Annotated in this window: 22 protein-coding genes; 14 read left to right on the top strand and 8 right to left on the bottom strand. The window is 64.7% G+C overall.

What is annotated here, in order from left to right; genetic code table 11:
• Nucleotides 1-42 precede the first annotated feature (42 nt).
• Complete coding sequence (locus LCM4577_RS16675; RefSeq protein WP_071072287.1) at nt 43-1,734, top strand: extracellular solute-binding protein; 1,692 nt, start codon at nt 43-45, stop codon at nt 1,732-1,734.
• A gap of 123 nt (nt 1,735-1,857) precedes the next feature.
• Here LCM4577_RS16675 and LCM4577_RS16680 read toward each other — a convergent pair whose 3' ends face one another.
• The 7 genes from LCM4577_RS16680 to LCM4577_RS16710 all read right to left on the bottom strand — a co-directional run bounded on the left by LCM4577_RS16680 (nt 1,858) and on the right by LCM4577_RS16710 (nt 8,960).
• Complete coding sequence (locus LCM4577_RS16680; protein WP_071072289.1) at nt 1,858-2,661, bottom strand: SDR family NAD(P)-dependent oxidoreductase; 804 nt, start codon at nt 2,659-2,661, stop codon at nt 1,858-1,860.
• 10 nt (nt 2,662-2,671) lie between these two features.
• Nucleotides 2,672-3,529: a sugar phosphate isomerase/epimerase gene (locus LCM4577_RS16685; RefSeq protein WP_071072291.1), complete on the bottom strand. Its 858-nt coding sequence runs from the start codon at nt 3,527-3,529 to the stop codon at nt 2,672-2,674.
• Between the two features lie 10 nt (nt 3,530-3,539).
• A complete protein-coding gene (locus tag LCM4577_RS16690) occupies nt 3,540-4,337 on the bottom strand; it encodes an SDR family NAD(P)-dependent oxidoreductase (protein WP_071030221.1) in 798 nt (265 codons plus the stop codon).
• A 67-nt stretch (nt 4,338-4,404) separates the two neighbouring features.
• Entirely contained in the window at nt 4,405-5,382 is a 978-nt protein-coding gene (locus tag LCM4577_RS16695) for a sugar ABC transporter substrate-binding protein (RefSeq protein ID WP_071072293.1), read from the bottom strand.
• Between the two features lie 86 nt (nt 5,383-5,468).
• Nucleotides 5,469-6,452 carry an ABC transporter permease gene (locus LCM4577_RS16700; protein WP_083354746.1) on the bottom strand — a complete coding sequence of 328 codons (984 nt, stop codon included), beginning with the start codon at nt 6,450-6,452 and terminating at the stop codon, nt 5,469-5,471.
• A 4-nt stretch (nt 6,453-6,456) separates the two neighbouring features.
• The gene (locus LCM4577_RS16705) at nt 6,457-7,461 is read right to left on the bottom strand and encodes an ABC transporter permease (protein ID WP_071072295.1); all 1,005 of its coding nucleotides are present in this window, start codon (nt 7,459-7,461) and stop codon (nt 6,457-6,459) included.
• Nucleotides 7,458-8,960: a sugar ABC transporter ATP-binding protein gene (locus LCM4577_RS16710; RefSeq protein WP_071030214.1), complete on the bottom strand. Its 1,503-nt coding sequence runs from the start codon at nt 8,958-8,960 to the stop codon at nt 7,458-7,460. Before LCM4577_RS16710 ends, LCM4577_RS16705 begins: the two co-directional genes overlap by 4 nt.
• A 323-nt stretch (nt 8,961-9,283) precedes the next feature.
• Between LCM4577_RS16710 and LCM4577_RS16715 the strand changes: the two genes are divergently transcribed.
• The 7 genes from LCM4577_RS16715 to LCM4577_RS16745 all read left to right on the top strand — a co-directional run bounded on the left by LCM4577_RS16715 (nt 9,284) and on the right by LCM4577_RS16745 (nt 17,505).
• Nucleotides 9,284-10,282, top strand: coding sequence for an ABC transporter permease (locus tag LCM4577_RS16715; RefSeq protein WP_040983944.1), 999 nt, complete (start codon nt 9,284-9,286; stop codon nt 10,280-10,282).
• Between the two features lie 36 nt (nt 10,283-10,318).
• Nucleotides 10,319-11,335: a sugar ABC transporter substrate-binding protein gene (locus LCM4577_RS16720; RefSeq protein ID WP_071072297.1), complete on the top strand. Its 1,017-nt coding sequence runs from the start codon at nt 10,319-10,321 to the stop codon at nt 11,333-11,335.
• A gap of 12 nt (nt 11,336-11,347) precedes the next feature.
• Nucleotides 11,348-13,465: an ABC transporter permease subunit gene (locus LCM4577_RS16725; protein ID WP_071072299.1), complete on the top strand. Its 2,118-nt coding sequence runs from the start codon at nt 11,348-11,350 to the stop codon at nt 13,463-13,465.
• Nucleotides 13,462-14,556, top strand: coding sequence for a hypothetical protein (locus LCM4577_RS16730; RefSeq protein ID WP_071072301.1), 1,095 nt, complete (start codon nt 13,462-13,464; stop codon nt 14,554-14,556). The genes LCM4577_RS16725 and LCM4577_RS16730 overlap by 4 nt, the downstream gene beginning before the upstream one ends.
• A 3-nt stretch (nt 14,557-14,559) precedes the next feature.
• Nucleotides 14,560-16,056 (top strand): sugar ABC transporter ATP-binding protein, encoded by a 1,497-nt coding sequence (locus LCM4577_RS16735; RefSeq protein WP_071072303.1) that lies wholly within the window; start codon nt 14,560-14,562, stop codon nt 16,054-16,056.
• 102 nt (nt 16,057-16,158) lie between these two features.
• A complete protein-coding gene (locus LCM4577_RS16740) occupies nt 16,159-17,055 on the top strand; it encodes a LysR family transcriptional regulator (protein WP_041007652.1) in 897 nt (298 codons plus the stop codon).
• 162 nt (nt 17,056-17,217) lie between these two features.
• Entirely contained in the window at nt 17,218-17,505 is a 288-nt protein-coding gene (locus LCM4577_RS16745) for a GIY-YIG nuclease family protein (protein ID WP_071032233.1), read from the top strand.
• A gap of 148 nt (nt 17,506-17,653) precedes the next feature.
• Here LCM4577_RS16745 and LCM4577_RS16750 read toward each other — a convergent pair whose 3' ends face one another.
• Entirely contained in the window at nt 17,654-19,150 is a 1,497-nt protein-coding gene (locus LCM4577_RS16750; protein ID WP_071072304.1) for an aldehyde dehydrogenase, read from the bottom strand.
• A 141-nt stretch (nt 19,151-19,291) separates the two neighbouring features.
• On the opposite strand from LCM4577_RS16750, the gene LCM4577_RS16755 reads away from it, so the two are divergent.
• The 6 genes from LCM4577_RS16755 (at nt 19,292) to LCM4577_RS16780 (ending at nt 25,206) form a co-directional block, all read left to right on the top strand.
• The gene (locus tag LCM4577_RS16755; protein WP_040983959.1) at nt 19,292-20,035 is read left to right on the top strand and encodes a glucose 1-dehydrogenase; all 744 of its coding nucleotides are present in this window, start codon (nt 19,292-19,294) and stop codon (nt 20,033-20,035) included.
• A 27-nt stretch (nt 20,036-20,062) separates the two neighbouring features.
• Nucleotides 20,063-21,154: an isocitrate/isopropylmalate dehydrogenase family protein gene (locus tag LCM4577_RS16760; RefSeq protein ID WP_071072306.1), complete on the top strand. Its 1,092-nt coding sequence runs from the start codon at nt 20,063-20,065 to the stop codon at nt 21,152-21,154.
• Nucleotides 21,155-21,158: 4 nt separating this feature from the next.
• A complete protein-coding gene (locus LCM4577_RS16765) occupies nt 21,159-22,307 on the top strand; it encodes an alpha-hydroxy acid oxidase (RefSeq protein WP_071072308.1) in 1,149 nt (382 codons plus the stop codon).
• Between the two features lie 110 nt (nt 22,308-22,417).
• Nucleotides 22,418-23,251 (top strand): S-formylglutathione hydrolase, encoded by an 834-nt coding sequence (fghA, locus tag LCM4577_RS16770; RefSeq protein WP_071072310.1) that lies wholly within the window; start codon nt 22,418-22,420, stop codon nt 23,249-23,251.
• 169 nt (nt 23,252-23,420) lie between these two features.
• Nucleotides 23,421-23,873 (top strand): DUF2231 domain-containing protein, encoded by a 453-nt coding sequence (locus tag LCM4577_RS16775; RefSeq protein WP_041008053.1) that lies wholly within the window; start codon nt 23,421-23,423, stop codon nt 23,871-23,873.
• Nucleotides 23,860-25,206 carry a sorbosone dehydrogenase family protein gene (locus tag LCM4577_RS16780; RefSeq protein WP_071072312.1) on the top strand — a complete coding sequence of 449 codons (1,347 nt, stop codon included), beginning with the start codon at nt 23,860-23,862 and terminating at the stop codon, nt 25,204-25,206. The genes LCM4577_RS16775 and LCM4577_RS16780 overlap by 14 nt, the downstream gene beginning before the upstream one ends.
• The last annotated feature ends 5 nt before the right edge of the window (nt 25,207-25,211 follow it).

Genomic DNA, 25,211 nt, shown 5'->3' on the forward strand with positions numbered 1-25,211 from the left:
CCCGATCGGCATATCCTTCCTGCCCGGAAGGAGATTGTCCGGATGAACGATCACGAGTTCCTGCGCGTCTATGATTTCGTGGATCGCCTGCGCAGGCCTTTCCTCGGCGTCGCGGATGTCGAGGACGAGGCCGCCTGGCGCATCATCCACTATCTCATGCGCTCGGAGCTCGAGGGCTATCCGGTTACGATCAGCAAGCTCGCGCTGGTCTCGAATCTCCCCCACGGCACCGCGATCCGGCGCATCCAGGGCATGATCGACGGCGGATTGATCGAGAGGAGGGCGGCCTCCGAAACGGCCAAGCGCTTCACGCTTCACCCGACGGCGCGGCTGTCCAACCTCGCCATCAACTATGCGGCGGAGACCAAGGCGCTGATCGCCGAGATCGTCGGCGGCCGCAACAATGAGGAGCATGAGGCCGACTATTATTTCGGCGCGCCGCAGCGCGGCAGCCCGATCATCCCGCCGATCAACCTTTTGACCAGCAGGGTCACGAAGGGCGTCGAGCTGCAGTTCCTGCTGAACGACGACAATTACTTCGCCGCCATGCGCAACATGTGGTCGGACTTCCGCAACAATTTGGCGAGCGCCAAGAGCTTCAAGCTGGTGCACCAGAACGATCTCTATCGCGAAGGCCTGGCGAACGGCGCGCGCGCCGTCTCGGCCTACGACATGATCGCGATCGACATGCCCTGGCTCGGAGAATTCGCGAGCAAGGGACTTGTCCTGCCGATCGGTGAGGTGATCCGCGAATCCGGCATCAACCCGATGGATTTCCACCCGTCGATCTGGTCGACGACGACCTGGCAGCGCGTCGAATACGGCGTGCCGATCTACTGCACGATAGAGGTGCTGGCCTGCCGCTCGGATCTCTTCGAAAGCGAGGGGCTGGCGCTGCCGCGCACCTTCGACGACGTCATCAGCGCCGGGCGCGCATTCCACAACCCGGCCGCCGAACGCTACGGCATCGCCTGGAACGCGGCGCACAGGCCGCTGGCGTCGAGCTTCATGTTCTTCCTCGGCTGCTGCGGCCAGAGCGTGCTGTCGATCCGCCGCACGCCGACCGGTTATTCCACCGAGAACCTCGACGCGCAGCATATGCGGCCGCAGATCGACAGCGAAGCGGGCCTGCTGGCGCTCGACTATATGCATCGCATGCTGGAAATCGCCCAGCCTGACGCGCTCGATGCGCATTGGGACGATTCCTGCGCGGTCTTCCTGCGCGGCCAGAGCGCGATGGGCTATGTTTGGACGATGCGTGCCGCGCAGTTCGAGGCCGAAGTCCGTTCCGCGGTCAAGCGCCGGGTCGCCTATGTTCCGCAGCCATCAGGGCCGGGCGGCACCAACACCTCGCCGATCGGCGGGTTCCTGTTGTGCATCCCTTCCAACATCGACCCGAAGCGCCTGCCGCTCGCGGCAGAAGCGTTGGCCTGGATGGCGTCGCGCGAGGCCATGAAGGAGCATGTGAAGAACGGCTTCCCGGTCGCGCCGCGTTTCTCGGTCAGCGCGGATCCGGAGGCGATCGGCAGCTCGCAGCTCGTGCGCTTCGTCGGCAGCCTCGCCAACCGCAATCTGCTGCGCAACTGGCAGCGCCCGCCGGTGCCGTTCTACACCGGCATGGAGCGCATCATCGGCGAGGAAGTGCACGACGCGCTTTCGGGCCGCAAATCCGACCGCGCGGCCCTGAAGGATGCCCAGGACCGTATCGAGCGGCTCGTCGACCGCGCCGGCTGAATCCGTTTCGTTGCGACGCGCGTTGAGAGAGTTCAGTGTTTGATCGAATCGCCCGCTGCAACTCCTTGTTTTTGCGTCATTCCAGAAAAAGAACCGCAGGTGCGGTTCTCATCCTGGAACTGCTCAGGCGATGGCTCGTATCGAGCCGCCATCCACGCCCCAGACGGAGGAGGTGACGAAGGAGGCGAGATCGGAGGCGAGGAAGACGATGACGTTGGCCACTTCCTCCGGCTTGCCAAGGCGGCCAAGCGGCAGCTGGCGCAGCGACATCTCGTGCTCGACGGCCCTCTGTGGTTCCATGTTGTGGAACTTGCCCATGGTTTCGGCAAAGCCGCCTGGCTGGGTCCAGAACGGCGTCCAGATCGGCCCGGGAGCCACGGCGTTGATGCGGATGTTGTTGGCGCCTTCGGTGCGCGCCAGCCCCTTGGTCAAAGCGAGCACCGCCGCCTTGGACGCCGAGTAGTCGATCGGCACGCCTTCCGGCTGGCGCGCGAGGTCCGAGCCGTTGTTGACGATCGCGCCATGCCCCTGCTTGCGCATGACCGGCAGAACGACGCGCGTCGTGCGGACATAGCTCATGAAATTGAGCGAGAAGGTCTTGTCCCACTCGGCATCGGTCAGCTGGTCGAATGTTCGCACCGCGCCGGCGCCGACATTGTTCACAAGGACATCGACCGAGCCGAAATGGGCGATGGCGGCCGTGACCTTCTCCTCGATGTCAGTTGCCGACGACAGGTCGGCCTTGAACGTCGCTGCCGTGCCGCCCGCCGCCGTGACCGCGGCCGATGCCTCGGCGAGGGCCGCTTCGTCGATGTCGAAAAGCGCCACCCGGCTCCCTTCGCGGCCAAACGCGATCGCCGTTTCGCGGCCGATGCCCTTCGCCGCCCCGGTGATCAGCACCGCCTTGTTCTTGAGATTGGTTTCCATTTGATCCTCCCTATCTTGCGGCGAATTGCGCCATGGTGGTTTCGAACGAGCGTCGCGCCGCCTCTTCGAGCGGCAGCACGCGATGCCTCTTTGAGATCACTTCGACCGAGTAGAAGCCGTCGAAGCCGGTCTTGCGGATCGCGTCGATGAAGGCGGGGGGATCGAGCACGCCCTCGCCACAGAGCCGGCGTTCGTAGATCGTGTCTTCCCAGAGCGTGCCGACGATCTTTTCATCCGCGTCGTCGAGCTCGACCGAGACGACATATTGCTTCGGCACGGCGGCGACGGCTTCGTAGGGAATGCCGCCGCGACCGACATGCCAGATGTCGAGCAGCAGGCCGCCATTGGACTTCGCCGCGCCTTCGACGATGGCGCGCGCGGTTTCCAGCGTGCGCACGTTGGAGAACGGCATCACTTCCAGCGCGATCTTGGTGCCGTAACGGGCGGCGTCGTCGCAGATCGCGGCGAAGCTGTCCGTGACCTGCGCCAGGTCGATGGTTTCGGCATCGAATTCCGGCGCGATCTTGACGTCGCGGGCGCCAAGCGCCTCCGCCGCTTCGAAGAGCTCGCGCCGGACCTTGTCCGATGCGGCGCGCAGGGCGCCGGAGGCGAACCAGTGGGTGATGAACTCCAGCTCGACATGCGGCATGCCGTTGGCGTCTAGGATGCGGCGCATCTCCTTCAGGCCGATCTTCTCGCGCGTCACCTGCAGATCGGCATGGATCAGGCCGACGCCCTTGTATCCGGCCTTGGCCGCGGCCTCGACACGCTCCGCGAACGGGAAGGGGCTGATCTCGTTCGGCGCGAACGGATAGACATCGCCCGAGATGGTCCAATAGGCGGCGACGAGTTCAATGGGGTTGCTCATCGTCTTCTCCTCAGACCGAAGCGCCTTCCGACCCGGTGCGGAAATCGAAGCTGGTCGTCAGGCCGCCGTCGGCGATGATCTCGGCGCCGTTGAGCGCTGTGGAGGCATCGGAAAGCAGGAAGAGGCCGGCGCGGGCGACCTCGGCCGGATCGAGGATGCGGCCGGCCGGCTGGCGATTGGCGCGCGCAGCGAGGAACCGGTCCGGATCGTTGGCGGATTTCATGTGCCGCTCGAACAGGCCGGCGAGCATCGGCCCGGGGCTCAGCACGTTGGCGCGGATGCCCTGGCGCGCATGGTCCATCGCGACGGTGCGGGTCAACTGGCGCACGGCGCCCTTCGAGGCGGCATAGACGGCGAGCTGCTGCTCGGCGAAGGTCGCGTCGATGCTGGCGACCGCCACGATCGGACCGCCGCCGCGCGCGGTCATCAGCGGCAGCATGGCGCGGAAGGCGAGAGCCGTGCCGATGAAATTGACCGACATGGTCTTTTCCATCGCCGCTTTGTCGAAGTCGAGGATGGTGCCGACATTGAGCATGGCGGCCGATGTCACGAGCCCAAGCGTTCCGGGATTCTCCCCGGTGATCATGTCGGCGACGCCGGCCCAGGTCGCTTCTTCGGTGACGTCGCCCCGGACATGCGAATAGAGTTCGCTTGCAAGGCTGTCGGGCGCAGGTGCCAGATCGACGCCGATCGTGCGCACGCCGCTTTCGGTCAGCAGCCGGGCAATGTTGGTTCCAAGACCAGAAGCCGTTCCGGAGACCACGACGAGGTCCGGCAAGGCGTTGCTAAAGACTGGCTCCGTGGCCATGGGATATTCCTCTTTTCTGACGTCGGGAAGGATGAGGCACGGCGGCGGGCCGCCGTGCCTCGAAAAATCAGCGGCCAAGCGCGGCGTTGCAGTCGGCGACGTTGGCCTTGGTGATGATCTCGTGCGGCAGGAAGATCTGCTTCTCCACCTTCTTGCCGTCGAGAAGATCGGCGACGGCCTGCGCGGCATATTTGCCGTCGTCGATCGGCGACTGCAGGACGGTGGCGTATTGTGTGCCGTCATTGATCTGGTTGACGCCCTCGATCGAACAGTTGGAGCCGACCAGGACCAGGCTTGCCGGATCGATGCCGGCGCGCTTGGCGGCGACGATCACGCCGGACATCATGTTGTCGGCCTGTGCATAGACGCCCTTCACGCCCGAGCCGAGCTGGGTGAAGAGGGCGGCAGCGGCATCCGTCGCCTTGGTCTGGTCCCAGTTGCCGTTCTGCTTGCCGGCCACCTGAATGCCGCTCGCCTTCTTGCCCAGCACATCCTCGAAGCCCTGCGAGCGCTGGATCTGCGGCGGTGTTCCGGGAACGCCCTCGACGATGAAGACCTTGCCTTCGCTGCCGAGCTTCTTGTCGGCGAAACCCTTGATCATGGCTTCGCCGGCGGACTCGCCGTTGCCGATGTCCGACGGGCCGGTGAAGACGTCCCAGAACTGCGAATATTTCTCGTCCGGCCGCGAGTTGGTGATCACCAGCGGGATGCCGGCCTGCTTGATCTTGCGCAGCGACGGCACGATGGCGCTCGCATCCGCGGGCCAGAGCACGATCGCGTCCGGCTTCTGGGCGATCGCCTGGTCGACCTGCGAGGCCTGCTCGGCCGCGTCGTAGTTGTTGATCTTCACCTCGAGGTCGATGCCGGCGGCGGCCGCGACCTCCTTGAAGGCGCGCTGGTGGAGCGCGCAATATTCGCATTCCTCGGTGACCGTCAGCAGGATCACCTTCGAGCCTTTGGCCGCGGCGAAGGCCATTCCCGGTGCCATCAGCCCTCCGGCGACCGCGGTCGCCAGCAAGAGTTTGGTGAGTTTTGCGAAGTTCATTTTGGTTACTCCTCCCGTTTCAAGGTTGCACGTTCCCCCCGCCGCCGATCGCTCGGCGGCGTTGCAGGATCCGTCGGTTGTTTCCGCTAGGCGGAATTGGCGGCCCGCGACATTGCGAGCCGTTCGCTCATCCATGCGCCCAACTGGCCGTCGAGCAGCACGATCCCCATCAGCACGAGGCCGTTGGCGAAGAGGATTCCCGTCGCCCCCATGCCGATCAGACTGAGGCCATTGTTCATCGCCGTCAGGATCAGCGATCCGAGCAGCACATGCGCGGGCGTGCCCGAACCACCGGTCAGCGCGACGCCGCCGACGATCGCGGCTGACACGGCCTGCAGCATCAGCGTGCTGCCGGTCGTCGCCGCGGCGCTGGCAAGGCTCATCGACAGCAAGCTCCCGGCGAGCGCGGCCGTGACGGCGGAAATCACGAAGACGATCACCAGCGAGCGGCCGACCTTGGCGCCGCTCGCCGCCGCCACCTGGGGCTTGCTGCCGACGACGCGGATGTCGCGTCCCATCAGCGTGTAGTGCATGAACAGGCCGACGAGCAGGAAGGCGGCGAGCGTCACCAGGCTGCGCCAGGAAAGGACGGTGAGCAGGGGATCGTCCAGCGCCATGCCGGGGTCGAAATTGTCGGTGCTGATCACCTTGCCGCCGGCAAGCCAGAAAGCGAAGCCGGAGAGCGCCATCATCGAGCCGACCGACACGACGAGCGAGGACACCTTGAAGCGGCTGATGACGATCGCGTTGACCAGGCCGACAAGCACGGCGAACGCGAGCGCGGCGGCCATGCCGTAGACGAGATTGCCGGTGCCGACGACGAGCGTGATCAGGCCACCCACGGCGACCATGGAGCCGACGCTCAGATCGAACTCGCCAGCGATCATCGTCAGCGACAGGCCAAGTGCGACCATGCCAAGCAGCGCGAAGGACTGCATGAGCGCATAGAGATTGCGGCCGCTGATGAAAGCCGGATTCCAGATCGCGAAGGCGGCGACGAGGGCGGCGAGAAGGGCAAGGCGCAGCAGCGTCGCGCCGGAGATCATCTTGGATTTGCGGATCGCGGCCATGGTCCTACCTCCGGAAACCGAGCGCCAGCGCGCCGAGGATGACCGAGCCGATCACCACCAGGCCCTTGACGATGAGCTGGATTTCCAGCGACAGGCCCTTGAGCAAAAGGATGTTGGAGATCATCGCCAGGAACACGGCGCCGATCGCCGCGTCGAGGACGCGGCCCTGGCCGCCCTTGATCGCCACGCCGCCGACCAGCACCGCGGCAATCGCGTCGAAATCCAGCCCCGCGCCGAGCTTGAGGTTGCCCTGGGCGGCCTGCGAACCATAGAGCGCGCCGGCGAAGGCCGCGGCCATGGCGGCGAACATATAGGCGAGCACCAAAGTGCGGCCGACGCGAAGGCCGGTGAAGGCGGCGGCCTTCGGGTTCAACCCGATGAGGCGCAGTTCCCGGCCGAAGCGGGTCCGCTCGACGATGAAGCCCAGCACGATCGCCGCCAGCAGGAAGAGCAGGATCTGGTTGGGAAGACCGAGGGTCCGCCCGACTCCCAGCCAGCTCGCGTCTCCCTGACCCACGACCGTCAGGCCGCCTGAATAGAACGAACCGGCGCCGGTGATGATCGAGGCCATGGCTATCGTGGTGATGATCGGGTTGGTGCGGAACAGGCCGACGGCAATGCCTTGGGCCAGCCCGAACAACCCGCCGATCAGGACCACCAGGATCACGCTCGCGAGCAGGCCGAAATGCAGGAAGGATGCGAAGAGGATGGTGGAGACGGCGGCCGTCGCGCCCATCGACAGCATGAATAGATTGCCGGAGAGCGTGATCAGCGCCATGCCGACCGCGGCAATGCCGACGGCGGAGGTGGAGTACATGATCGCGGACACGTTGGCGCTGGAGGAGAAGCCGGGAACGGCAAATGTTGCCCACAAAGCGAACAGTGCCGTTGCCGCCCACACAGCGGTGGACTGGATGCGCTCCGGCCGCATCAGGCTGGCGCCGAGCGCCGTCGCGTCCAATCCGGCCAAGGCCCTGCCTCCGCTCCCTACATTGCCGTTGATGCTCATGCCGCCCTCCCGATGGCCGGGCCGCGCACCACGTCGCCCAGGATGGAATCCATGGTCGTCTCCTCGACCGGCAGGTCGCGAACGATCTCGCCGCGGAAGACCGTGATGACGCGTTGCGAGAGCTCCCGGATCTCTTCCAGGTCGGTCGAGAAGAAGAGGACGACCAGCCCCTCGCGGGCAAGCGCCTGAATCTCTCGATAGATCTCGGTTCGGGCGCCGACATCGACGCCGCGGGTCGGCTCGTTGAGCACCAGGATCCGGGGCGAGAGCGCGACTGACTTGGCGATCGCCACCTTCTGCTGGTTGCCGCCCGAAAGCGTCGACGCCGCGAACGGCAGCCGGCGGACGTCGATCTGGAACCGGCGGGCAAGGTCGCTCGCCTGCTTGCGCGCATCTGCGAGCGTCAGCACGCCGAAGCGGTTGAGGCGATCGAGGATCGCCGACGTGAGGTTGACCTCGATGGGGGCTCCGAGGAAGAGGCTCTTGCCGCCCCGGTCTTCCGAGACATAAGCGATGCCGGCGCGGCTCGCCGCGGCAATCGAGGTGACCTCGACCGCGGAACCGCCGACCTCGATCGTGCCGGCATAGCGCCGCTCCAGGCCGGCCAGCGTTTCGACCAGCGCATTGGCGCCGGAACCGAGCTGGCCGATGATGCCGACGATCTCGCCGGCGCGGAAGGCAAGATCGACGGGGCGGTATTTCCCCGCGACGCCAAGCCCGGCAAGCTCGATTACCGTCGCCGCCTCGGGTCTGCCCCCGTCGCGCGTGGCATGCGCCGAGGTTACCTCGCGGCCGATCATCTCGGCGACGAGCTCGTCATTGGTCCATTGCGCGGTCGGCTTGGTCAGGATGCGCTGTCCGTTGCGGAACACGGTCGTGCGGTCGGTAAGCGCGAATATCTCCGGCAGGCGATGGCTGATATAGACCACGGCCGTTCCTTTGGCGCGAAGCCAGCGCACCGTCTGGAAGACCCGCTGGATCTCGGCATCGGAAAGGCTCGCCGTCGGCTCGTCGAGGATCAGCACGCGGGCGCCGCGCATCACGGCGCGGCAGATTTCGAGGAGCTGCTGCTCGGCGATCGACAGCCTGCCGGCCTCGAGGTTGAGCGGCACATCCGACAGGCCAAGCTGATCCAGCGTCTGGCGTGCACGCGCCCTGTAGCGCCTGCGGATATAGAGCTGGGAGATGTCGGGATCGCCCAGAAGTACATTGTCCAGCACGGACAGATGCGGAATGATCGACAGTTCCTGATAGACGACAGAAACGAGCTTCGGATTGGTGAGCTCGCCGGGCCGCAGGAGCTGCCCATCGACGCGGATCTCACCTTCATCCGCGGCCATGAGGCCGGCGATGATGCGCACCAGCGTGCTCTTGCCGGCGCCGTTCTCGCCGCAGAGGGCATGGATCTCGCCGGCATGAAGATCGAAATCGATGCCCTTCAGCGCATGGACCCCGCCGAACGACTTGCGCAGTTTCGTGACCGTCAGAACGGCTTGCATGGCTTGTGAAACCTCCCAACACCGCGCCTCCGAGCGGTGCCAAAAGGCTTAAACGACAAGTTCAATGGGGATCGTGGGTAAATGGTCCATATTGGACTTCAGACGGCGCTCTTAAGTTCCAAGAGGTCGGTCCCCTGCCGCGGCCTCCCTGCGTCGACGGCACCGGAGGCAAACTGCACAGCGTGTCAGAAAAACGAAATTGTCCGCTGACGCTCCAGCCGTAATTGTCCGAACCAGGCGAACGGCTCGGTGCCTTGGGAGGATTCCGGAGCGGCTGGTCGCCTGAGCAAGGCGCCGACCATCGGCTGCCTGGGAGGAGGAAAATGCCTGGTTCGGGCAAGTCAGACGACAGGCGCCTTGGCTTCAAGGCGTCGCAGGAAGTCGTCGTCGTCGCGATCTCGGTCATGCTGTTCGTCGTCTTCTCGGCGACGCTCAACAATTTCCTGAGCCAGGGCAACATCATCGCCATCCTCAAGAACGTGTCGATCCTCGGCACGCTGGCCGTCGGCATGGGCTTTGTCGTCGTCGGCCGCGGCATCGACCTCACCATGGTGGCGGTGATGGTCGTCGGCGTCGCCTTCAGCATCTGGATTTCCACCTGGGGCGTCGATTTCACGCTTGCGGTGATCTGCGGCGCCATCCTGGTCGCGGCCATCGGTCTCTTCACCGGCGTCATGGTGGCGGTCGCGGAAGTCCCGCCGATCTTCGCCACCTTGGCCATCGCCTCGTCGGTCTACGGCTCGGGACGCATCGTCTTCGCCTCGGACGTGCTCTATGCGCCGCCGGACATCGCCTGGCTGAAATTCGTCGGCAATGGCAGCGTGCTCGGCATACCGATGTCCGTCGTCATCTTCGGAGCGGTGGCGGCTCTGATGGGTCTGTTCCTGCGGAAGACGCGCTTCGGCCGGCTGGTCTATGCAACGGGCGACAATCCGAACGCGGCCCGCACCACCGGCCTGCCGACGCGCCCGATCATCGTGACGCAATATGTCATCAGCGCGCTCATCGCCTTCACCGCCGGCATCATCATGACCGGCCTGGTCACCGGCATCGACACGCGCCTCTACAATTCGAGCCTGATCTACGACGTGCTTTTGGTGGTCGTGCTGGGCGGCATCGGCCTGTCGGGCGGGCAGGGCGGCGTGCGCAATGTGATCGCGGGAACCATCCTGGTCGGCATCCTGACCAACGGCATGACGATCCTCAATTTCTCCTACACCAGCCAGAACCTGATCAAGAGCGTGATCCTGCTGGGCGCGCTCGCCATCGACGCCATCATCAATCCGCGTGACGAGCAGACCTCGCAGAGCGGTGACATCTGAACAAGAACCCGAACCATCAAATCAGGGAGGAAACCTATGAAACTATTCAAGAAATGCCTGTTGGCGGGCATGACCGCGCTTGCGCTGCTTGGCGTCGCGCAGGCCGCCAGCGCGCAGGAGACCGACCAGGTCGGAAGAGCTGCCTATCTCGACAGCGTCAAGGGCAAGAAGGTCATCTTCGTGCCGATCTCACAGGGCATGGACCTCAATCAGGCCTGGGTGATGGTGTGGCAGCGTCACGCCGCCCGCTACGGCTTCACGCTCGAGGTGCGCGATCCCAACGGCGACACCAATGCCGGCATCCGCGCCATGCAGGGCGCCATCGCCGAGAAGCCCGACCTGATCATCGTGCAGAACCCGGACGTGCAGACCTACGCACGCCTGTTGAAGCAGGCGCAGGCCGCGGGCATCAAGGTACTGCAGGTCAACATGCAGTCGGCGACCCAGACCGACTCCTATGTCGGCAATGACTGGATCGAGATGGGCCGCCTGGAGATGGGCGAACTGGCCAAGCATTGCACTGGGCCGAACGCCGTCTCGCACAAGGTGGTCTGGCTCGCCGGCGTCCAGACGGGCGCCGCCAACATCTACATGCGCACCGGCATCGACGAGGTGCTGAAGGCCAATCCCGAGCTGCAGCTCGTCTCCGACCAGCCGGCCGACTACATCAGCGAGAAGGCCCGCCAGATCACCGAGACGGTGCTGCAGCAGCATCCCGACCTCTGCGGCATCATGGGCATCTGGGACAATGCCGAAGTCGGCGCCGGCGCGGCGGTGGCGGCTGCCGGCAAGCAGGACCAGGTCACCATCGTCACCAATGGCGCCGGCGCCGCCACGGGCTGCGAGAGCATCAAGAACGGGCTGCTCGACGTAATCTTCAACTTCAACGCGCCGATCCAGGGCGAGATCGCCGCGCAGCAGATATCCGAGCTGCTGCAGCACGCTGATCGCAAGGCCGGCAGCGAGAAGACCATCTTCTTCGGCCCGATCACCCGCGTCGACAAGACCAACGCGACCGGCCGGAACTGCTGGAAGCCCGAAGACATTAAGTAAGCGGACTTTCCGATGAGCATGGCCGAAAGCCTTGTGCGCTGGCGCTACCGTCTGCTCCCCGACCATGTGGTCGGGGAGATCCTGACCAAGAAATGGATCGACAGCGTCATCCCCTTCACCGCGCTGGTCATCCTGTGCGCGATCTTCGGCGCGATCGTGCCGGGCTTCTTCGACGTGACGACGCTGACCAATCTCAGCGGCCAGACCGCCGAGCTCGGCCTTGTCGTGCTCGGCATGACCATCGTGATGGTGTCCGGCGGCATCGATCTCTCGGTCGGCTCGACCTTCGCGCTCGCCGTGCTGGTCACGCTCTACGGCATGAATGTCGAGCAGTGGAGTTTTGGGACTGGCCTGCTGGCGTGCCTGGGGCTCGGCGTCGTCTGCGGCGCCATCAATGGCTTCCTGGTCGGCTTCCTGCGCATGCGGGCGTTTCTCACCACGCTGGTCACGCTCATCATCTACCGGTCCACCTTCGACATCGTCTTCCCGCATGTCTCGACGGCGATCGTGACCAGCGGTCCGGATTCGCCGACCTATGATTTTCTCGGCTTCGGAACGGTCTGGGGCGTTCCGACCTCCTTCGCGGTCTTCGTGGTCATAGCGCTGGTCATCCACCTGGTGCTGTCGCGTGCCCGCTATGGCTGGCGCCTCTTCGCCGTCGGCGGCGCGCGCCGCTCGGCCTACAATGCCGGCATCAATGTGCGTTTCACTTTGTTCAGCGCCTATGTGCTCTGTTCGGTGCTGGTCGCGCTCTCCGGTTTCTTCTTCTCGGCGCGCATCGGCAGCGCCGCTTCCGATATCGGCACCGGGCTCGAACTGCAGGTGCTGACCGCGACCGTGCTCGGCGGCATCTCGCTCGGCGGCGGCCGCGGCTCGGTCGCCAAGGCGTTGATGGGCACGCTCTTCGTGCTCGTCCTGTCGAACAGCCTGCTTGCGCTCGCAGTGCCTGGCCCGGTCAACTATCTGATCCTCGGCCTCGTGCTTTTGTTGTCGGTGCTTCTCGACGTGCGCTGGGTGAAGAACCGCCACAAGATCCTGCGCAGCGTCTATATCTCCCCGACCTTCGCCAAGATGCCGCAGGCGATCTCTACGGCGGCCGGCGCGCCGATGGCGGTGAACGACCGGCTGAAGGATGTCGGCGTCATTGGCCTCGGCTTCCTCGACGGCGCCGAGGACGTGATCTTCGACCGGCAGGACCGGCTCTATACCGGCAGCCGGCAAGGCGACATATTGCGCTTCCAGCCGCCGAATTACACAGAGAGCGAAGTGTTCGCCCATATCGGCGGCTCGCCGCTCGGCATGGCCTTCGACCGCGACGACAATCTGGTCATCTGCGTCGCCGGCATGGGCCTCTACCAGGTTTCGCCGGCGGGCGAGGTGAAGCTGCTCACCGCCGAGACCAACCGTTCGCTGACATCGGTCGTCGATGATTCGACCATGAAGCTCGCCGACGACTGCGACATCCTCCCAGACGGCCGCATCGTCTTTTCCGAAGCCACCGTGCGTTTCGAGATGCACGACTGGTATGCGGACGCGCTGGAGAGCCGTGGCAATGGGCGCATCATCGTCCACGATCCCAGGTCCGGTTCGACCCGCACGCTGCTGTCGAACCTGGTCTTCCCCAATGGCATCTGCACGGCCTTCGACGGCCAGTCGGTGCTGTTCGCGGAAAGCTGGGCCTGCCGCATCAGCCGGTACTATTTCGACGGGCCGAAGAAGGGCAAGATCGAGCGGGTCATCGAGGGGCTGCCCGGCTATCCCGACAATATCAACCGCGCCTCCGACGGAACCTACTGGCTGGCGCTGATGGGCATGCGCACGCCGGCGCTGGATCTATCACTGGAAATGCCGGGCTTCCGCCGCCGCATGGCGCGGCGCGTGTCGGAAGACGCCTGGCTGATGCCCAACCTCAACACCGGCTGCGTGCTGCGCTTCGACGAAAAGGGCCAGATTCTCGAAAGCCTGTGGGACCAGGCCGGGGAGAAGCATCCGATGATCACCTCGATGCGCGAGCACAAGGGCATCCTTTATCTCTGCGGCATCTTCAACAACCGCATGGGGACCCTGCCGCTGAAGGGGGTCGATCCCAACTGGTTCAGCTCGGACTCCTACTGGGGTAAAAAGCCATGAGCGCCGTGAGCCGGCTTTTCGACCGCTTTCTCGGCCGGGGCGACTGGGCGGTGACCGTGCCCACGCTCGACGGGCCCCTGTTGCCCAACCAGGACCTTGAGGAGGCGGAACCCTTCGCCGACCTCGCCGAGGCCGACAATCTGGTGCGGACCGAAAAGGGCATGCTGGCGAGCAGCGCGAACCGGCTGATACGGTTCGATGCCGACGGCAAGGCCGAGGTCCCACAGGAGTTTTCCGGCGAGATCACCGCGCTCGCGCATGCCCGCGGCATGACCGCTTTGGCCATCGACGGCAAGGGCGTCGTCATCCGCGGCGGCCTGCATGACGGGCGCGAGGCGACCGGCGACGAGGCCCGCAGGCTCTCCTGCGTCACCGCGCTTACTTTCCTCGACAGCAACACCCTGCTGGTGGCCAACGGTTCGGCCTCGCTGCCGGCAAGCGCCTGGCGGCGCGACCTGATGCAGAAGAACGCTTCCGGTTCGGTCTGGCGCCTCGACCTGAAAAGCGGTCGGCTGGAGCTGATCCGCGACGGTCTCGCCTGGCCGGCCGGCATCGCCACCACCGGTTCCAACCGCGTCTACGTCACCGAGGCCTGGCGCCATCGCGTGCTGGCGATCGACCTCGCCAGCAAGGCGACAGTGCCGGTCCTGGAACATCTGCCGGCCTATCCGGCCCGCATCGCGCCCGCCTTCAACGCCGGCTACTGGCTGACCTTCTATTCCGTGCGTAACCAGCTGGTGGAGTTCATCCTGCGCGAGGAGACCTACCGCAAGCGCATGCTGGCCGAGATTCCCGAAGCCTACTGGATGGCGCCGTCGCTCGGCTCATGGCGCGACTACCGCGAGCCGATGCAGGGCAGCCAGCTCAAACAGATGAACGTGCTGAAGCCTTACGCGGTCACCAGGTCCTACGGGCTGGTGGTCCATTGCGACCAGAACATGAAGCCGCTGTCGAGCTTCCATTCGCGCGCCGACGGCACGGTGCACGGCACAATCAGCGCCTGCGAGGTCGACGACGACCTGCTCGTCGCCTCGCGCGGCGGATCGAGGATCGTGCGCCTGGCCAAGGCCGCCAGCGGCAAGCGGGGTTAAACGATGGCGGATAACATCATCGAACTCAAGGACGCGACCAAGGCGTTCTCGCGCATCCCGGCCTTCAAGAACGTCAATTTCGACCTGCGCAAGGGCGAGATCCACGCGCTTCTGGGCGAAAACGGCGCCGGCAAATCGACGCTGACCAAGGTCATGGCCGGCGTGTTCAAGCTGACCGAGGGCAAGCTGTTCTTCGACGGCAAGGAGGTGTCTTTCGCAACGCCCGCCGAAGCGCTGCGCGCCGGCATCGCCATGGTGTTCCAGGAAACCAATCTCGTGCCGGCCATGACCGTGGCGCAGAACCTCTATCTCGGCGAAGAGAAGATGTTCAACCGGCTGCGCGGCCTCTACATCCAGGCGCGTCAGTTTCTCGCCGGCATGGGTTTCCAGGTCGATCCGACCGCGCAGGTGAGCACGCTCGGCGCCGCTCACAAGCAGATGGTGGAGATCGCGCGCGCCGTCCATCACAAGGCGCGCGTCATCATCTTCGACGAGCCGACCGCGACGCTGACGCCGGAAGAAAAACGGCATTTTTTCAATCTGTTGCAGCGGCTGGTGAGGGAAGGCATTGCCATCATCTTCATCACCCACGCGCTGGAAGAGGCGCTGGCCGTGGCGAACCGCATCACCGTGATGCGCGACGGCGAGATCGTGGCCTCGGGCGAGGCCAAGGGTTTCACTCGCGCCTCGATCGTGCAGGCGATGGTGGGACGCACGCTCACCGAAACGCTGCATGGCGAGGTCAAACGCACGGCGCGCCCCTATGGCGACAAGGTGCTTTCGGTCGAGAACCTGTCCTGCGCCGGTCTGGTGCGCAACTCGTCCTTCTCGGTGTTCTCTGGTCAGGTCACCGGCATGTTCGGACTGGTCGGCGCGGGCCGCACCGAGATGGCCAAGGTCGTAGCCGGGCTGTTGAAGCGCAACCTCTTCCATGGCGGCGAAATCCGTCTGCTCGGCAAGTCGGTGCGCTATCGCGTGCCCCGGCCGGCGGTGCGCGACGGCATCGTCTATGTGACGGAGGACCGCAAGTTCGACGGGTTCTTCGAGACGATGACGGCGGGCGAGAACCTGCAGATCGGCGAACTGACCGACACATCCAACCCGGTATCGATAGTGTCCCTGGCGCGCGCCAGGGAGCTCGCCAAGCAATGGGGCGAGCGGCTCAGGCTGAAGCAGATCAGCGACCGCGCGAGGATGATCGAGCTTTCCGGCGGGAACCAGCAAAAGGTCGTGATCGCCAAATCGCTGATCCAGCAGCCCAAGCTGGTGATCTTCGACGAGCCGACGCGCGGCGTCGACGTCGGCGCCATCGTCGAGATCCACCAGCTTATCAGCGATCTTGCCGATCAGGGCATGGCTGTCGTCGTCATCTCCTCCTATCTGCCGGAAATCCTTGCGGTTTCCGACCGCATCCTGGTCGTCAAGCGCGGCCGCGTGGTCGAGGAGATGATGCTGTCGGACGCAACCGAGGAGCGCGTCATGTTCGCCGCGGTCCATTGAACAGGAACAGATTTGCTGGCTAACGCCGGAAGCGGCCCTATTGCCTTGCAATCGCATCCGCGTCTGAATAGGCAGGAGGCTAGATCACCTGCCCGGGCGGACATGTCCAGCATCAACCTGAAACTTCTGCAGACGTTCCTGCTTGCCGCGGAAAACGGCAGCTTCCGGCGTGCTGCCGAAGAAAGCAACCGCTCGCCGTCGGCCGTCTCCATGCAGATACGCGACCTGGAGGAGCAGATCGGCATCTCCCTCTTCATCCGCACGGCGCAGCGCGCCAGCCTGACGCCGGAAGGCCAGGTGCTGTTCGAGGAGATCGCCAATGCGATGTCGCAGGTGCAGACCAGCCTCGACCGGCTGACCGAGATCGCCGCGCGGCGCAAGGGCAAGGTGCAGATCGCCTGCGCGCCGACGCTGGCGGCGAGCCGGCTGGGCGACATACTGGCGACGTTCAAGTTGCGCTATCCGCGCTCGATCGTCGAGGTCATCGAGACCCCGCCGCAGGCAGCGCTTGCGCTGTTGCAGCAGCAGGAGGTCGAGTTCTATCTCGGCCCCGAACTGCCGAACCTCAACGACTTCCAGTTCGAGTCGATCCTGGACGATCCGCTGATGGCCTGCATCCCGGTGGAAAACTATAGCGGCGAAAAGAAGCTCAATCTGTCCGATCTCAAGCGTTTCCCGCTGATCCTGCTCAACCGCAAGACGGCGGTGCGCGGCCTTCTCGACCGGCTGACGGCGGCGGAGGGCATCGAGCTCAAGCCGCAATACGAGGTCGAAAGCGCACAGACGGCGGTGGCGCTGGTGTCGTCGGGACTGGGTGTCTGCGTGGTGCCCGGCATCGCCATCTCGCGCAACGACGAGCGCATGCGGGTGGTGCCGATCGACCATCGCGACGCACACCGCTCCGTCGGCATCATCACCGCGCGGGGCTACGTGCACCACTCCTTCTCAGAGCAGCTGATGAACCTGATCCGCACCAATCTGCGCGAGCTGGCGGGGTGAGCAGGGCGCTTTAAAGATTGGTGCAGAAAGCCACTCCGCTCGTCACCCTAGGGCGTAGCAAGGAGCGAAGCGACGCGCGAAGACCCTAGGATCCATGCCGGAATCTCGACCCTAGAGTGCCACGGTGCAGAATGGTCGTTGACAGCAGATTGAGATCGCCAGATGACCGGATACGTCTACATGACCGCGAGCCAGAAAGGCGGCACGATCTACATCGGTGTCACCAATGACCTCGCCCGTCGAATTCCAGAGCACAAAGCTGGCCAAGGTTCACGCTTCACCAGCCGCTACAACGTGCAGCGTTTGGTCTGGTATGAGGAGTTTTTCGATATCGCCGACGCTATTCAGCGGGAGAAATCGCTGAAACGCTGGCCGAGGCAATGGAAGGTCGAACTGATCGAGAAGACCAATCCGACTTGGTCCGAGCTATTTCGCGGGGTCGGCTGGTGACTATTCTTTACCCTAGCAGCGCTCGCAKGTTCAGGCATGGATCCTAGGGTCTGCGCGCGTCGCTTCGCTCCTTGCTTCGCCCTAGGATGACGAAGCTACGGGCGCCTGCGCAGAACGCCGCCATTCGCAAGCCTGCCTCACCTGAATATCAATCCGTCTGGATCCAGACCGCCTTGGTCTCCAGATATTCGTGCAGATGCTCGATGCCGCCCTCGCGGCCGTAGCCGGACATCTTCATGCCACCGAACGGCACGGCCGGATCGATGGCATGGTACATGTTGACCCAGACCGAGCCCGCCTTGACGCGGCGCGCGAGCTTGTGCGCGGTGCCGAGATTGGTGGTGAAGATGCCGGCCGCAAGGCCGTAGGGCGTCGCGTTGGCGCGCGCGACAACCTCGTCCAAAGTGTCGAAAGGCATCGCCGAGATGACCGGCCCGAAGATTTCTTCGCGCGCGATGGTCATCTTGTCCGACACAGCGCCGAAGACGGTCGGCGCGATGAAGTTGCCGCCGTCATAGAGCTCGCCCGTCAGCCGCGATCCGCCGGCGACCAGCCTGGCGCCTTCGTCGCTGCCGGCCTTGATGTAGCCTTCCACCTTGCCGGCCTGCCTGGCGTTGATCAGCGGTCCGATCTCGGTCTCCGCCTCGATGCCGTGGCCGATGCGCAGCTTGCCGGCAAACTCGGCGACGCGGCGCACGAACTCGTCATGGATCTCGCGCGCCACGAAGAGGCGTGAGCCGGCGATGCAGATCTGACCCGAATGCACGAACACCGCCATCGCCGCGACCGGCACGGCCTTGTCGATATCAGCGTCGCGGCAGACGATGATCGGCGACTTGCCGCCGAGCTCGAGTGAAACACGCTTGAGGTTGGTGACGCCGGCGCGCGCGATCGCCTGGCCCGTGAGCGTCGAGCCGGTGAAGACGATCTTGTTGACGTCCGGATGTTCGGCGAGCCGCGCCCCGGCCTCGGCGCCGGTTCCGGTGACGACGTTGACGACGCCGTCGGGCACGCCGGCTTCCTGCATCAGCTTCGCGATCAGCAGCGGCGTCAGCGATGCATCCTCCGACGGCTTCAGCACGATGGTGCAGCCGGTGGCGAGAGCCGGCGCGATCTTCCAGATCGAGGCGGCGGTCGGCGCGTTCCAGGGGATGATCGCGCCGACGACGCCGACCGGCTCGCGCCGGGTGAACGTGACGATCTCGCCGGGGATGGAATTGTCGATCGCCTCGCCATGCAGCGCGGTCGCCATGCCGCCATAGAAACGCAGCATGCCGATGACCCGGCGCCGGTTGGCCAGCGTGCGGGTGATCGGCAGGCCCATGTCGAGCGTGTCGGAGACGCTGAGCTCTTCCCAATGCTTTTCGAACAGGTCGGCGATCCTGAGCAGCACGCATTGCCGCTCGTAGGGCGAGAATTTGGACCAAGGCCCCTCGAAGGCGGCCCGCGCGGCGGCCACCGCCGCGTCGATATCGGCGGCTCCGCCGCGCGGAACAGTCGCCAGCACTTCGCCCGTCGCCGGGTTCAGCGCCTGCATCACGTCGCCGGATTGCGCCGCGACCCACTTGCCGCCGATGAACATCGGCCGGAATTCGCCATGGTAGAGCGTGGTGGCCTTCGCCCTCGGGTCGAAGTTCAGCGTCATCGTCTCCTCCTCACGATTCCGACGCGACTATTACTCCCGCTGCCGGCGACCTCAAACAAGGAAAGCTAAAAGGGCGTTCAGATAATCGGACTGTGCAAGGCGCGCGTCTTCCCCGATGGTTCCGGCAACGGAGGAACGGATATGAGACTTGCTGGCAAAGTTGCCATCGTCACGGGTGGTGGGTCGGGATTTGGCGAAGGCATCGTCAAGAAGTTCGTCGAGGAAGGCGCATCGGTCGTGCTGATGGACCGGGACGAGGCGGCGGCCGCGCGCGTCAGCGGCGAAGCCGGCGACAAGGTGCGACCGATCACGGGCGACGTTTCGACACTCGAGAGTTTTGCAGCGGCCGCCGACCTTGCGCGATCTGCCTTCGGCGGCCTCGACATACTGGTCAACAATGCCGGCGTCGCGCAGCCGCCGCTGCCGCTGGAGACGATGGACGAAGGCCTGTTCGACCGCATCGCCAATGTCAACATGCGCTCGATCTACAATGGCGCTCGGGCTGTGGTGCCGCACTTCAAATCGATCAAATCGGGCGCCATCCTCAATGTCGCTTCCACGGGCGGCGTATCGCCGCGCCCGAACCTCACCTGGTACAACGCCTCGAAGGGTTGGGCGATCGCCGCCACCCGGGCGATGGCGGTGGAACTCGCGCCCTTCGGCATCCGCGTCAACGCGATCAACCCCGTCGCCGGCGACACGCCGCTTCTGTCTACTTTCATCGGCTCCGGCGAGGAAAACCGCGCCCGCGTCGTCGCCACCATTCCGATCGGCCGGCTGTCGACGCCGCAGGACATGGGCAACGCCGCCGCGTTCCTCTGCTCCGACGAAGCCAGCATGATCACCGGCGTCGACCTCAATGTCGACGGCGGCAAATGCATCTGACTGTTTGCGGTTCCTGAAGGATTGGCGATGAAGGATGTCTACCAGATCGCGGTCGTCCATGGCGACGGCATCGGCCCCGAGGTCTGCGCAGCGGCAGTCGAGGTGGTGAAGGCGGCATTCGGGTCGGGCTGCCCTTTGCAGTTCACCGAATATCCCGCCGGGGCGGAGCATTTCCTGAAGACCGGGCAGAGCTTTCCCGAGCCGACCTTCCAGGCCTGCCGCGCGGCGGATGCGATCCTGCACGGAGCCGGCGGCCTGCCCGGCGTGGTCTATCCGGACGGCACGGAAGCGGGTCTGGATTTCACTCTGAGGCTCCGTTTCGAGCTCGACCTCTACGCCAACATCCGCCCCATCAGGCTCTTCGAGGGCGTGACGAGCCCGCTCAGCGGTGTGAAGGCCGGCGACATCGACTACGTCATCCTGCGCGAGAACAGCGAAGGGCTTTACGCGGCGCGCGGGGCAGGGGCGCTGCTGCGCGGCGAGGTGGCGGTCGACACGCTCGTGCAGACACGCACCGGCATCGAGCGCATCGTGCGCAAGGCCTTCGAACTGGCGCGACAGTCGAACGGCGCGCCGCGCGACGGCGTACGCCGGGTGACCTGCTGCGACAAGGCCAATGTGCTGCGCAGCTATGCCTTTTTCCGCTCGGTGTTCGATGAGGTGGCGAAGGATTATCCCGACATCGCGACGGAACATGCGTTGGTCGATGCCATGGCCATGCACCTCGTGCTGAAGCCCGGCCATTTCAACGTCATCGTCAGCGAGAACATGTTCGGCGATATCCTGTCGGACCTGGCGGCGGCGACGGTCGGCGGAATGGGAATGGCGCCCTCGGCGGAGGTCGGCGACGCAAACGGCTTCTTCCAGGCCGCCCACGGCTCCGCGCCGGACATTGCCGGCAAAGGGATCGCAAACCCCTACGGCACGATCCTGTCGGCGGYGGCCATGCTCGATTGGCTCGGCCGCGGACATGACGACGAAAGGCTGATTGATGCCGCCGAACAAATTCGCCGCGTGACGGAAGCGTGCCTGGCAAACGGGCTGCTCAGCGCGGATCTCAAAGGGAGGTCATCGACCGCCGAGATCACCGGGACCGTTTGCGACCGGCTCGCGGCCTGAGGCGATGGGGCGGCTCGATCGCTGCGTATCGGTGGAGGATTTTCGCCGGCTGGCGCGCCGTCGGTTGCCGAAATCGGTCTTCGAGTTCGTCGACGGCGGGGCAGGTCAGGAACTGACCTTGCGCGACAACCGCGCCGGCTTCGAACGTATTCGGCTGCTGCCTCGCGTGCTGACCGATGTGTCGCAGCCGGACTTGACCACCTCGATGTGGTCGAGGACCTATCCGACGCCGCTGGTGATCAGCCCGATGGGATCCTGCGCGCTCGTGCGCCCCGGCGCCGACATTGCAATCGCCAAAGCGGCGGCGGCGCGCGGCATCCCTTACACGCTGTCGACCATGGCAACGACCGGCATCGAGCGAATGGCAAAGGACGTCGAGGGACCGCTCTGGTTCCAGCTCTATGTGCTGAAGGATTTCGATTTCAACCGCCGACTGGTGCGGCAGGCTGAAGAGTTCGGCTATTCGGCGTTGGTCGTGACCGTCGATCTCCAGGCGGGCGGCAAGCGCGAGAAGGATCTGAGGAACGGGATTTCGATCCCGCTGCGGCCCTCGCTGCGACACATGATCGAAGGGATTGCGCATCCGGGCTGGTCGTTTCGCCTGCTTCGCGGCGGCTTGCCGCAGTTCGAGAATGTCCGCGGCTATCTCGGCGACACCAGCGCGGGGCTGACGATCGCCGCGCGCGTCGGCCGCAATCTCCATGCGGGTTTCGACTGGGCCGACTTCCGCACGATCCGCGACTGGTGGAAGGGGCCGCTGATCGTGAAGGGCGTCCTGCATCCGGACGATGCCGTCAGTTTGATCGGGGAGGGCGCGGACGGGATCTGGGTGTCCAATCATGGCGGCCGGCAGCTCGACGGCGCGATCGCGAGCGTCGATGCAACCGCGGCCGTGCACGCGGCCGTCGGCGGCCGGGCTCCGATCCTGATCGATTCCGGCATCCGAACGGGCATGGACGTCATCAAGGCAAAAGCACGCGGAGCGGCGGCAGCGGCAATCGGCCGGGCCGCGCTGTTCGGCGCGGTGGCGGGACAGGCCGGCATCGAGCGGGTGCTGGATATTTTGCTTGAGGAAATCGCAACCGGCCTGAAGCTTTGCGGTGTGCCCGGTTTTCAGCAAATTGGCCCGGACCTGATTGCTCCGGCGGGCTAGCCGGACGTAGCTTCGTCGCACCGCCCGTGTAGTTTGCCGAGGCGCAAGGTTGCACGAGCCCCGGCCGGCGGTTATGCCGGATCAAGATTTCCTGACGAAAGGCAGAACCGATGAAGGTCGTTTCCACATCGAAATCGCATGGCGGCGTCCAGGGCGTCTATTCGCACGCTTCGGAGGTCTGCGCCTGCGACATGACCTTTGCGGTGTTCGTGCCGYCCCAGGCCAAGGACGGGCCGCTCCCGGTCCTGTGGTACCTGTCGGGGCTTACCTGCACGCACGCAAATGTCATGGACAAGGGCGAGTACCGGCGCCTGGCGTCCGAGCTCGGGCTCATCGTCGTTTGTCCCGACACCAGCCCTCGCGGTTCTGACGTCCCCGATGAGAAGGACAATTGGCAGTTCGGCTGCGGCGCCGGCTTCTACCTCGACGCGACGCAAGAGCCTTATGCGAAGAACTATCGCATGTATTCCTACATCGCCGAGGAATTGCCGGCGCTCGTCGCCGCCAATTTTCCGGCCGACCTGTCGCGCCAGGCCATCTTCGGTCATTCGATGGGCGGGCATGGCGCGCTGACGATCGCGCTGAAAAATCCGGAACGCTACCGGAGCTGCTCGGCCTTCGCGCCGATCGTGCAGCCATCGACGGCCGGCTGGTCGCGGCCGGCCTTCGAGAAATATCTCGGATCGGACGAAAAGAGCTGGCGTGCTTATGACACGACGCTGCTGATCGAGGATGGCAGGCGTTTTGCGGAATTCCTGGTCGACCAAGGCACGGCGGACGGTTTCCTGCAGGACGGTCTTCGCCCATGGCTGCTGGAAGAAGCATGTAAGAAGGCAGGGATCGACCTCACCCTGCGCATGCAGGAAAACTACGACCATTCCTACAATTTCATCTCGACCTTCATGGACGATCATCTGAAGTGGCATGCCGCGCGGCTTGCGTGATTATCGTCTCTGATAAAGTGCGCCCCCGGTCACTCTTGAACAGCCTATTCCGCGTCGGCCGTGGCTGAGAGTCGAGCGTTCACCTTCTGGTGAGCGCGAGAATTTCCAGCGGAACATTCCTCTTTTCGCGCTGTTAGGCCTGAGCAGCAGCGCGGGAAGGAGCTTACGCATGGACAATCCGCGATCCACGGCAAGCATAGCCGGCCATCCCATACATCCCATGCTCGTCACCATCCCGATCGCCTGTTTCGTCGGGACCTTGCTCACCGATATCGCCTACTGGCGGACGGCCGAAATGACTTGGGCGAACTTCTCGGCTTGGCTGCTGACCGTCGGCGTCATCGTCGGCATTCTGGCTGCCATCGCGGGGCTGACCGACTTTCTTGGCGATCGCGAGATACGCGCTCAGCCGACCGCATGGCTGCATATGGCCGGCAATCTCGTCGCGCTTGTTCTGTCCTTCTTCAACATGCTGGTCCACACGCGCGATGCCTGGACATCCGTGGTGCCGACCGGGCTGATCCTCTCGGCGCTGGTGGTGATCATCCTGCTCTTCACCGGCTGGCTCGGCTGGGGGCTGGTCTATCGCCATCATGTAGGAGTGGCCGATGAGACGGTTTGACAGCGCGATCAGATGGCCGATCGCAGCTCTTTGCTGCGCGATGGCCCTGGGTCTTGCCGGCTGCAGCGACGACAACACCGATCCGAACGCGCAGATCGGTCCGAATCCAAAACTGCCGGAGATAAATCAATATCTGTTCCCGCCGATGCACCTGGCCTCGGTGGTCGGCTGGAAAAACGATGAGAAGCCGACCGTCGCGCAAGGCCTGCAGATCGAGGCGATGGCGAAGGGTCTTCAGCATCCGCGCTCGCTCTATGTGCTGCCCAATGGCGACATCCTGGTGGTGGAATCGACGGCGCCGAACGAAGCATCGGTCAAGCGGCCCAAGGACATCATCATGGGATTGGTCGAGAGCTGGGTCACCTCCGGCGGCGACACCGGGCCGAGCAATCGCATCACGCTGTTGCGCGACACCAATGGCGACGGCAAGCCGGATTACCAGGGCGTGTTCCTCGACCATCTCAACTCGCCCTTCGGCGTGGCGCTGGTCGGCAACGATCTCTATGTCGCCAACACGGACGCGATCGTGCGCTATCCCTACCAGCCGGGCGACACCAAGATCACGGCGGCGGGCAAGGTGCTGACCGAACTCCCGGGCGGGCCGATCGATCACCACTGGACCAAGAGCCTGGTCGCGAGCCCAGACGGCTCGCTGCTCTATGTCGGCGTCGGCTCGAACTCCAACATCACCGAGAACGGCATCCAGGCAGAGAAGGACCGCGCCGCGATCTGGGAAGTCGACCGCGCCACCGGCCGTTGGCGCATCTTCGCCAGCGGGCTGCGCAATCCCAACGGCCTGTCGTTCGAACCGGAAAGCAAGGCGCTTTGGACGGTGGTCAACGAGCGTGACGAGCTCGGCCCGAACCTCGTGCCGGACTACATGACCTCGGTGAAGGACGGCGCCTTCTATGGCTGGCCCTACAGCTATTACGGCCAGCATGTCGATCCGCGCGTAATGCCGCAACGGCCCGATATGGTGGCCAAGGCCATCCCGCCGGACTATGCGCTGAGCTCGCATGTCGCGCCGCTCGGGCTCGCCTTCTACACCGCGAGCAACCTGCCGCAATCCTATCGCGGCGGCGCCTTTATCGGCGAGCATGGCAGCTGGAACCGCACTCGCTTCAACGGCTACAAGGTGGTTTTCGTGCCGTTCAGCGGCGGGCATCCGAACGGCATGGCGCAAGATGTCGTCACCGGCTTCCTCAACGACAGGGGCGAGGCGCGGGGCCGCCCGGTCGGCGTTGCCGTCGATAAATCCGGCGCGCTGCTGATCGCCGATGATGTCGGCAACACGGTGTGGCGGGTGACCGCGGCGGCGCCGGGATCGACGTAAATCGA

The organism is Mesorhizobium sp. LCM 4577 (assembly GCF_001854795.2).
GTDB lineage: Bacteria > Pseudomonadota > Alphaproteobacteria > Rhizobiales > Rhizobiaceae > Mesorhizobium > Mesorhizobium plurifarium.